The 10147-nt window shown below is 75.3% G+C and carries 1 protein-coding gene (running past one end of the window); it reads left to right on the top strand.

All coding sequences use genetic code 11. The features are described from left to right. Nucleotides 1–10139 carry the final stretch of a type I polyketide synthase gene (locus BLQ73_RS33925; RefSeq protein WP_143020194.1) on the top strand. The gene continues 20650 nt to the left of window position 1, outside the view, so 10139 of the gene's 30789 nt are visible here — the last part of the coding sequence; its start codon lies beyond the left edge, outside the window; its stop codon occupies nucleotides 10137–10139. Nucleotides 10140–10147 lie beyond the last annotated feature (8 nt).

Here is a 10147-nt window from a genome sequence, read left to right on the forward strand (position 1 = left end):
CGGAGCGCCTGCTCGGTGAGCTTCTCGGCTCGCTGCCGCAGACCGCGCCCACGCAGACCGCGTCGGCCGCGGCACCGGGCGCGGACGACGACCCGGTCGCGATCGTGGGCATGAGCTGCCGCTTCCCCGGCGGGATCGAAACCCCCGAAGAGCTGTGGGCGCTTCTGTCGGAGGGACGCGACGCGATCTCGGGCTTCCCCGACGACCGGGGATGGGACCTGCCGGCCCTCGCCCGCGGCGCGTCGGCGACGCTGGAAGGCGGCTTCCTGCGCGACGTGGGCCGCTTCGACGCGCCGTTCTTCGGGATCTCGCCGCGCGAGGCGCTGGCGATGGACCCGCAGCAGCGTCTGCTGCTGGAGACGTCGTGGGAGGCGCTGGAGCGGGCCGGGATCGCCCCCGACTCGCTGCGCGGCAGCGCGACGGGCGTGTTCGTCGGCACCAACGGCCAGGACTACATGTCGGTGCTGCGCCGCGGCGCCACCGACGTGCGCGGCCACGCCGCCACGGGCAACACGGCCAGCGTCATGTCGGGGCGCCTGTCGTACACCTTCGGCCTGGAGGGGCCCGCCGTCACCGTCGACACCGCGTGTTCGTCGTCGCTGGTGGCGCTGCACCTGGCCGTCAGGGCGCTGCGCGGCGGCGAATGCTCGCTGGCGCTGGCCGGCGGGGTGTCGGTGATGTCGACGCCGGACGCGTTCGTCGAGTTCAGCGCCCAGGGCGGCCTGGCGCCCGACGGGCGGTGCAAGGTGTTCGCCGAGGCCGCCGACGGCACCGCGTGGTCGGAGGGCGCGGGCATGCTGGTGCTGGAGCGGCTGTCGGACGCCCGGCGGCACGGCCACACCGTGTGGGGTGTCGTGCTGGGTGCGGCGGTCAACCAGGACGGCGCGTCCAACGGCCTGACCGCGCCGAACGGGCCGGCTCAGCAGCGCGTCATCCGGCAGGCGCTGGCCGACGCCGGGCTCACGCCCCGCCTGGTGGACGCGGTGGAGGCCCACGGCACAGGCACCACCCTCGGCGACCCGATCGAGGCGCACGCGCTGGTCGCCGCCTACGGCGGCGACCGCGAACATCCGCTGCTCGTCGGGGCGGTCAAGTCGAACCTCGGCCACACCCAGGCCGCCGCCGGCATCGCAGGTGTGATCAAAACGGTCATGGCCATGCGCCACGGCGTGCTGCCGGAGACCCTTCACGTGGACGAGCCGTCGTCCCACATCGACTGGTCGGGCGGCGTCCTGTCCCTCGTACGGCACCGCCGCCCCTGGCCCGACACCGGACGCCCCCGCCGCGCCGGCGTGTCGGCGTTCGGCGTCAGCGGCACCAACGCCCACGTCATCCTCGAACAGGTTCCCCCTGCCGAGGAGAGCCCGGAGGAAAGGCCGGAGGAGCAGCCTGCCGCGCAGCCCATGGTGCCGTCGGTGGTGCCTTCCGTGGTGCCGTGGGTGGTGTCGGGCAAATCCGAGGCGGCGCTCGACGCCCAGATAGAACGCCTCGCCCCGTTCCGGGACGCCGCGGCGTCGGCGGCAGCCGTACGGGACGTGGGGTTCTCGCTGGCGCGGCGTACGCGCTTCGCGCACCGGGCCGTGCTGCTGAACGGCGAGCGGGTCGCGCGGGGCGTGGCCGCCGACACCTCGGCGGCGTTCCTGTTCCCCGGGCAGGGGTCGCAGCGGCTCGGCATGGGCCGCGGCCTGCACACCCGGTTCCCGGTGTTCGCCGACTCGTTCGACGCGGTGTGCGCCGAACTGGACCGGCATCTCGACCGGCCGCTGCGTGACGTGGTGTGGGGGAGCGACGAGGACCTGCTCGACCAGACCGTCTACGCCCAGGCCGCCCTGTTCGCGGTCGGGACGGCGCTGTTCCGCCTCGTGGAGTCGTGGGGCCTGCGGCCGGACCTGCTCGCCGGGCACTCCATAGGCGAGGTGGCCGCCGCCCACGCGGCGGGGGTGCTCTCCCTGGCGGACGCCTGCACGCTGGTCGCGGCGCGAGGCCGACTCATGCAGGCCCTTCCCGCGGGTGGGGCCATGGTGTCGCTGCAGGCCGGAGAGGACGAGGTCCTCGCATACCTCGCCCGGCCCCACTCCGGCCGCGGCGGCCTGGTGCCCGCCCCTCGGGAAGGCTCTCCGGGCCGCGCCGACACGGCCGGCGCCCAGTCCGCCGCCGCGGTATCCGTCGCCGCCGTCAACGGGCCGTCCTCGGTGGTGATCTCCGGAGGCGAGGACGCCGTCGAGGAGGTGCGGTCCCACTTCGAACGCGTCGGCCGCAAGACCACCCGGCTGCGCGTCTCGCACGCCTTCCACTCGCCGCTGATGCAACCGATGCTGGCCGCGTTCCGGGCCGAGATCGCCGACCTGGCCTTCCATGCCCCGGCGGTCGCGCTGGTCTCCAACGTGACCGGCGGGCTCGCCACCGCCGACCTGGTCGCCCGGCCCGACTACTGGGTACGGCACGTGCGGGACACCGTACGTTTCGCCGACGGCCTGCAGACCCTCCGCGACGCGGGTGCGGGCGCGCTGCTGGAGCTCGGGCCCGGTGGCGCGCTGACCGCGCTGGCCCGGCAGCACCACGACTGCGCCGCCGCCCCTGCGCTGCGTGCGGGCCGCCCCGAGGAGGAGGCGCTGCTCACCGGGCTGGCCCGCCTCCACGTCGCCGGCGTACACGTCGACTGGGCGAGCGTCTTCGACGGGACCGGGGCCCGCCGGGTGGACCTGCCGACCTACGCCTTCCAGCGTGACCTGTACTGGCCTGAACCCGCGCCGCCGCCTTCCGTCTCCGCGGACCCGGCCGAGGCGGAGTTCTGGAGCGCCGTCGAACGGGAGGACGTCGGGTCGCTGGCCGCCGCCCTCGGCCTCGACGGCGACACCGTGGCGACGCTCGTGCCCGCCCTGCCCGCCCTGTCCGCGTGGCGCCGCTCGCGCGGACAGGCGTCGGCCGCGGACCGGTGGCGTTACCGGGTGGCGTGGACGCCCCTGCCGGACGCCGAGGCGGCGGCTCTCCCGGGCGCCTGGCTTGTGATCGCACCCGCCGCGCCCCGCGACGGAGTCGGCGGTGCCGATGGGGCCGATGGGGCCGGGAACACGGTTGGCGGCTGGGCGGCGGCCGTGGCCGCGGCGCTCGGCCGCGAGACCGTGTGCCTGGAGGTGGGGGCCGACGACAGGGACGCACTGGTCGGCTGCCTCGCCGGATCGCAGGTCGCCGGTGTCGTGTCGCTGCTCGCGGTCGCCTGCGGTGAAGGCCGCCCGCCGAGCGGGCTCGCCTGGCCCGACGTGCTCATGGAGGTGTTGGCGGAGGCCGGGGTGGACGCGCCCGTGTGGTGCCTCACCAGGGGAGCGGTGTCGGCGACCCCGTCGGACGGCCCCGCCGACCCGGCCCAGGCAGCCGTGTGGGGCGTCGGCCGGGTCGCCGCCCTGAGCCGCCCCGCACGCTGGGGAGGGCTGGTCGACATCGGCGAGACCCTCGACGAGCGTACGGCGGGACGCCTGCGCGCCCTCCTGCGGGCAAGCCAGGCCGTGCCGGGCGACCCGGGTTCCGTGGAGCAGGTCGGGGCACGTGGGGCACAACCCGGTCCGGGTTCCGCGGGTATCGCCGGGGGGTGGCCGGGGGCGGGGTTCGAGGACCAGGTCGCGTTGCGGCCGTCTGGCCTGTACGGCAGGCGGTTGAGGCGTGCGGAGGCCGGGCGGGGCGGTTGGACGCCGTCGGGGACGGTGCTGGTCGCCGGTGATGCGCCTGGTTTCAGGGGACATGTCGCTCGTTGGCTTGGCGGGCACGGCGCCGCCCATGTGGTGGTGGCGGGCTCGGGCGAAACCGACGCGGCACTCGAAGCCCACCTGTCGGAGCTGGACGTCGCGGTGACGTTCGCGGCCTGCGACCCGGGCGACCACGAGCGGCTTTCGGAGATCATCGCCGCGGTCCCCGAGCGGTGGCCGCTGAACGCGGTGGTGTACACGGGCCACCAGGGGGACGGGGAGGGCGCTGACCGGGACGCCTACCTCGCCCGTGCGGCCGACGGTGTCGCGGCGCTGGAGACCGCCCTCGGCGGCCGGGAGCTTGAGGCGTTCATCCTCTTCACCTCCATCGCCGGCATCTGGGGCATCGCAGGCAGGGAGACCGGTGCGGCGGCCGGCGCCTACCTCGACGCGGTGGCGCAACGCCGTCCGGACGCCCTGTCCGTGGCGTGGGGCGCGTGGACCGACACCACTCCGCCCGCTCTCGCCCGGCATCTGCGCCTCAACGGCCTCCCGGCCGTGGAGCCCGCCCGCGCCCTGCCCGCCGCCCTGTCGGCTCTGCCCGCTGCCCTGTCGGCCCTGTCCACGCAGCCCGGCCTGTCCGGCCCGTCGGCCGCGCGTTCCCTGTCAGGCCCGCCCGACCTGTCGGGAGACTCTGGTCTGCCCGCAAGCTCCGCCACGATTGCGCCGTCTGCGCCGTCTGCACCGCCTGTTCTGCCTGTTCTGCCTGGTCTGTCCATGCCGACCGGTCCGTCTGGTCCGCTGCATGTGGGGCCGGCCGCCGACGCGGCCTGGGCTGAGATGTCCACGGTCACGGTGGTCGATGTGGCGTGGGATAGGTTCGCGCCTGCTTTCACCCGGGACCGGGCGAGTGTCTTCTTCGCCGACATCCCCGAGGTGCGCGAGAGCGCGGGCGAGCCTGCCGCCGAGGCGGCGTCCGCCGTACAGGGGCTGCGAACCGTACTGCCCGGCCTGTCGCCCGCGGAGCGGGCGGACCGGCTCGCCATGCTTGTGCGCAGCGAGGTGGCGGCCGTGCTCGGCTACGCCGACGTCGCCGCCGTCCGGACCGACCACGCCTTCAAGGACCTCGGCCTCGACTCGCTCACCGCCGTCGACCTGCGTGACCGGCTCAACGCGGCCACCGGGCTGCGCCTGCCCGCCACGGTGGTCTTCGACCACCCGACGCCGAAGGCCCTCGCCTCCCAACTTGAGGCCGACCTGCTCGGCCGGTCCGACACGCACGAGGTCGCCGTCCTGAGAGCCGCCTCGCCCGCCGCCTTGAACGACACCGTGGACGCCGCCGGCGACCCTGTCGTCATCATCGGGATGAGCTGCCGCTATCCAGGCGGGGTACGGTCACCCGAAGACCTGTGGCAGCTCCTGCTCTCCGAGGTCGACGCCATCGGCGACTTCCCCTCCGACCGGGGGTGGGACCTGGACCGTCTCGCCAAGGGCGACCGGGAGGGCCGCGGACGCAGCGCCGCCCGAGGCGGAGGGTTCCTCTACGACGTCGCCGACTTCGACGCCGCCTTCTTCGGCGTCTCGCCCCGCGAGGCGCTGATCGTCGACCCGCAGCAGCGGATACTGCTGGAGACCGCGTGGGAGGCGCTCGAACGCGCCGGGGTGGACCCGGCGGCGCTGCGCGGCGGCGACACCGGCGTCTTCATCGGCGGAGGCAGCGGCGACTACCGGCCGTCGCTCGGGCAGATCGGCCACGTGGAGACCGCCCAGTCGGCGAGTCTCCTGTCCGGGCGCCTGTCCTACACCCTCGGACTGGAGGGGCCTTCCGTGACGGTGGACACGGCGTGCTCGTCGTCGCTGGTGGCGCTGCACCTGGCGGCGCAGGCGCTGCGCGCCGGGGAGTGCGCGATGGCGCTCGCGGGAGGCGTGACCGTGATGTCGACGCCGGTCGGGTTCGTGGAGTTCGGTGAGATGGGGGCACTGTCGCCCGACGGCCGCTGCCGCCCGTTCTCCGACGCGGCGAACGGCACAGGCTGGTCGGAAGGGGTCGGCGTGCTCGTGCTGACCCGCCTGTCGGAGGCGCGGCGGCACGGCCACCGGGCGCTCGCCGTACTGCGCGGCTCGGCCGTCAACCAGGACGGCGCGTCCAACGGCCTCACCGCCCCCAACGGTCCGTCGCAGCGGCGCGTCATCCGGCGTGCCCTCGCCAACGCCGGGCTGTCGGCGGCGGATGTCGATGCCGTCGAGGCGCACGGCACCGGCACCACCCTCGGCGACCCGATCGAGGCGCAGGCGCTGCTGGCGACGTACGGCCAGGGCCGCGAACGGCCGCTGCTGCTCGGCGCGGTGAAGGCCAATATCGGCCACACGCAGGCCGCCTCCGGCGTGGCCGGTGTGATCAAGATGGTCATGGCCATGCGGGACGGCAGTCTGCCCGCGACCCTGCACCTCGACACCCTGTCGTCGCACGTCGACTGGTCGGCCGGCGCCGTCGAACCCCTCACCTCGCGCGCCGCGTGGCCCCGCACCGGCCGTCCGCGCCGTGCCGGGGTGTCGTCGTTCGGGGCCAGCGGCACCAACGCCCACGTGATCCTCGAACAGGCCTCCGAAGAGGTCGGCCCCGCCGACCCCGCCGACCCCGCCGAGCGCGCCGAGCGCGACGGGGGAGACCTGGGAGACAGGGGAGACGGGGGGCTCGGCCGCGGCTCCGGCGGCCCGGCGGACCAGGCTCCGGCCGTTCCCGGCCAGGCCGGTGAAACCGCCGGCCACGCCCCGGGAGCGCGCCGCGTTCTCCCCGTGACGGTGTCAGGCGCCGGCCCCCAGGCGCTGCGCGCGCAGGCGGGGCGCCTGCGCGCTCACCTGGACGCCCGGCCCGGCGCCGCGTTCGCCGATGTCGCGTTCTCCCTCGCCACGACCCGCTCGGCACACGAACACCGCGCCGTGATCAACGCGGGGGGCTGGGGCGCGCTGCTCGACGGGCTCGCGGCCGTGGCCGAAGGCCGGGCCGTGCCGTACGTGATCACGGGGCGGGCGGGGCAGGGACGCACGACCGCGGTGCTGTTCCCCGGGCAGGGGGCGCAGCGGCCAGGGATGGGCCGGGGCCTGTACGCGGCGTTCCCGGTGTTCGCCCAGGCCGTCGACGCGACCGCCGCCTGCTTCGACATGAAGCTGACCCGTCCCCTGCGCGAGGTCATGTTCGCCGAGCCCGGTACGGCGGAAGCCGTACTTCTGGACAACACCGCCTACACCCAGCCCGCGCTGTTCACCGTCGAGACGGCGCTGCTCGCGCTGTTCGCATCGTGGGGCATCCGGCCCGACGCCGTGGCCGGGCACTCGGTCGGCGAGATCGCCGCGGCTCACGCGGCGGGCGTGTTCTCCTTGGAGGACGCCTGCACTTTGGTCGCGGCCCGCGCCGGGCTCATGGCGGCGCTGCCGCCCGGCGGGGCGATGGTGGCGGTGGAGGCCACCGAGGCCGAGGCCGCCGCCCACCTGTCGCCGGGCGTGTCCATCGCGGCCGTCAACGGCCCGAGGGCGGTCGTGCTCTCCGGCGACGAGCCCGACGTGCTGCGTGTCGCCGCGGGCTTCACCGCCGAGGGCCGCAAGACTAGGCGTTTGCGGGTAAGCCATGCGTTTCACTCCGTGCACATGGACGCCATGCTCGGCGATTTCGCGCGGGTCGCACGCGGCATTTCCTACTCCGCGCCGACCGTGCCGCTCGTGTCGAACCTGACCGGGGAGATCGCGCCGCCGGACCTCCTCCGCACACCGGACTACTGGGTGCGGCACGCCCGCGAAGCCGTACGTTTCGGCGACACCGTGCGGACCCTCGCCGGTCGCGGCGCCACCCGCTTCCTCGAACTGGGCCCGGGCGCGGCGCTGTCGGCCATGGTCCGCGACACTCTCACCGGCGAGGCAGGGGCTGGCGCGGGTGCCGGCTCGGGCCGGGTCGTCGTGGCGGCGGCGCTGCGCGACGGCGACGAGGAGGCGTCGGCGGTCGCGGCCCTGGCCCGCCTCCACGCCGACGGGCACAGCCCTCACTGGCCCGCCGTCTTCGCGGGAAGCGGGGCCCGCCGCGTCGACCTGCCGACGTATGCGTTCCAGCGTGAACGCTACTGGGCGGCGGCGCCCTCCCCCGCGCCCTCCCACGCGGCAATGCCGGACGACGGGCTGCTGGCCGCGGTGCAGGACGAGACCGTTGGTTCGCTGGCCGAAACGCTGCTGGCCGAAACGCTGGATGTCGACGGCGAATCACTGGCGAAGGTGCTTCCCGCCCTGCGCGACTGGCACCGCCGCCGCGGCGAACAGGCCACCGTCGACGGGTGGCGGCAGCGTGTCACCTGGAAGCCCCTCACCGTCGCCGCGGCGGACACGCCGCCCGGCAGGTGGCTCGCCGTCGTCTCGGCCGAGCGGTGTGACGACCCGTGGACGGCCGCGGTGGTGGGCGTCCTCGGCCCCGGCGCCGTCCGCGTCCAGGCCGCTCCGGGCATGGACCTCGAAGACCTTCTCCGTGAACACGCGGGTGTCGGCTTCGCCGGCGTCGTGTCGCTCCTCGCCCTGGACGAGCCCTACGGAGAGTCGTCGGGAACGACCCCGGACGGAGAGTCGTCGGGAACATCCCCGGAGACGTCGCCGCGGATGTCCTTGGGGACCTCCTCAGGTGAGCCCGCCGACGCGGCGGGGCTCGGGAGCGTGCCCGGCGGGCTCATCCGCACCGCCGCGCTGGTCCGGACACTTGGCGCCCTCGGCGTCGCCGCCCCGCTCTGGTGTGTGACACGCGCGGCCGTCGTCACGTCGCCCAACGACGACATCCCCGAGGCCGGTCTCCCGCAAGTGGCGGTCTGGGGGCTCGGCCGGGTTGCCGCGCTGGAACATCCGCAGCGCTGGGGCGGCCTCATCGACCTTCCCGACTGCCTCGACCGCCGCACGCTGTCCCTGTTCGCCGGTTTCCTCGGCGCGCCCGACGGCGAAGACCAGGTCGCCGTGCGACCCGCCGCCGTGTCCGGCCGCCGGCTCACACCCGCGCCGCCCCGCCGTACGGCACCGCCCACGTGGACCCCGGACGGCACCGTGCTCATCACCGGCGGCACCGGCGCTCTCGGCGCCCATCTGGCCCGTGACCTCGCCGCCGCGGGAGCACCGCACCTGCTCCTCGTCAGCCGGCGAGGCCCCGACGCCCCCGGAGCCGCCGAGCTGCGCCGCGACCTCGCCGGGCTCGGCGCCGACGTCACCATCGCCGCCTGCGACGCCGCCGACCGCGGCGCGCTGGCCGCCGTGCTCGCCGCCATCCCCGCCGACACGCCGCTCACCGCCGTCGTCCACACCGCGGGCGTGCTCGACGACGGCGTGCTCGACAGTCTCACCCCGCGGCGGTTCGATGCCGTCTTCCGCTCCAAGGTCGCCCCCGCCCTCCTCCTCGACGACCTGACCCGGGACATGGACCTGGCGGTGTTCGCGCTGTACTCCTCGGCCTCGGCGGCCGTCGGCAACCCCGGCCAGGGCAACTACGCCGCGGCGAACGCCGTACTCGACGCCCTCGCCGAACGGCGCCGCGCCCGCGGCCTGCCGGCGACGTCGGTGGCGTGGGGCGCGTGGGGAGGCGGCGGCATGGCCGCGGCCGACCGCGCCGCGGAAGCCGCCCACCGGACCGGCGTTCGCCCCTTGGACCCCGGCCTGGCCGTCATGGCGCTCCGGCAGGCCGTCATGGACCCCGACCCGACCACCGTCATCTCCGACGTCGACCCCGCCAGGTTCGTCCCCGCCTTCACCGCCGTACGGCAGAGCCGTCTCCTCGCCGGACTCCCCGCCCCGAGCGCCGCAGCCCCCCGCGACGCCGAGACGGCCTCGCTCCGCGACCACCTCGACGGCCTGGCCAACGGAAAGCGCTCCGGCGTCGTCCTCAATCTCGTCCGCCGCCGCGCCGCCGACGTGCTCGGCCATGCGTCCGTCGACGTGGTCGGCCCCGACAAGGCGTTCCGCGACCTCGGCTTCGACTCCCTCGGCGCGGTCGAACTGCGCAACCAGCTCAACGCCGCCACCGGCCTCGCCCTGCCGTCCACCCTCGTCTACGACCATCCCACCCCGACGGCCCTCGCCGACCACATCCTCCGGCAGCTCGTCCCCGCGGCACGCACCGAACCCCCCGGCGACTCCGACGAGGCCGGGCTCCAGGCCGTCCTTTCCAGCGTGTCGGCCGACATGCTGCGTCGCGCCGGGCTCCTGGAACCGCTGCTGCGCCTCGCCGTACAGACCGAGAACCGCGCCGACGCCCACAGAGACGCCCGCAGCGACATCCACGGCGACATCCACGGCGACATTCGCAGTGACATCCACAGTGACATCCAGCGCGGCGCCCACGGCGCCGGCGACCCACGCGCCTACGACGACACCATCGACGCGATGGACGTCGACGAGCTGGTCCAGGCGGCGCTGCGGAACGACACCGACCCCACGCAGGAGTGACGGAGCTC

Origin of the sequence: Sinosporangium album, from assembly GCF_900100605.1 — a bacterium.
Taxonomy (GTDB): Bacteria; Actinomycetota; Actinomycetes; order Streptosporangiales; family Streptosporangiaceae; genus Sinosporangium; species Sinosporangium album.